Origin of the sequence: Oceanospirillum linum (genome assembly GCF_001995095.2) — a bacterium.
In the GTDB taxonomy this organism is placed as follows: domain Bacteria; phylum Pseudomonadota; class Gammaproteobacteria; order Pseudomonadales; family Halomonadaceae; genus Oceanospirillum; species Oceanospirillum linum.
Genome location: NZ_MTSD02000159.1, coordinates 1 through 416 on the forward strand (window position 1 = coordinate 1; position 416 = coordinate 416).

1 protein-coding gene is annotated in these 416 nt (G+C 46.9%); it reads right to left on the bottom strand.

Annotated elements, in window-relative coordinates:
- A partial coding sequence (locus BTA35_RS17110; RefSeq protein ID WP_145952611.1) for a PP2C family protein-serine/threonine phosphatase occupies window positions 1-416 on the bottom strand: 416 nt, incomplete at both ends.

Consider the following 416-nt stretch of genomic DNA (forward strand, 5'->3'; position numbering starts at 1 on the left):
TGCCTAGCGAGGTATCGAGTAGTTCTTGATTCACTTCTGTTAGGATCTGAGCCGTTGAGATCAATTGGCCTCGTTCCAAACGCCTAGTCACATAGCGACGAATAAACACTCTTAACAGAATTGTAATAAAGGCGGATGAGGCTCCGTGCCCTGACACATCTGCCAAATAAAATAGCACTCGATCTGTGTCTATAGGTAAGTAATCCACGACGTCACCACTCAAATAAAGAGATGGGCAGATTGTATGCTCAAACGTCATACCGCCATGTTGCCAAGGGGTTTGGGGTAGCATTCTCTGCTGCACGTAGCGTCCGGCTTGCTGGTCTTGGCGCAAAACATCTAGGCTTGTCATCAGCTCAAGATTAATCTGCTCTAGTTCAGTATAGGTCTGTATGCTCTGTCGTGCATCTCGCATA